1 tRNA gene is annotated in these 240 nt (G+C 46.2%); it reads left to right on the forward strand.

What is annotated here, in order from left to right:
* Position 1: 1 nt before the first annotated feature.
* Positions 2-77 (forward strand) — tRNA-Val (locus tag VRK28_RS11635).
* Positions 78-240: the final 163 nt, after the last annotated feature.

The raw sequence follows: 240 nt of genomic DNA on the forward strand, positions 1-240 counted from the left end.
TGGGTCGTTAGCTCAGTTGGGAGAGCATCGCCCTTACAAGGCGAGGGTCACTGGTTCAAGTCCAGTACGACCCACCATTTACTTTTTGAAGCAAAGAGCATCGCAACTCTTTACAACGAAAAGGCTCGGTGGTTAAGTTCAGTAAAACCAACCATTTAATCTTAAAACAAAATTTATATGTGGGTCGTTAGCTCAGTTGGGAGAGCATCGCCCTTACAAGGCGAGGGTCACTGGTTCAAG

Source organism: Pseudoalteromonas sp. P80D2, assembly GCF_036680945.1.
Classification (GTDB): Bacteria; Pseudomonadota; Gammaproteobacteria; order Enterobacterales; family Alteromonadaceae; genus Pseudoalteromonas; species Pseudoalteromonas shioyasakiensis.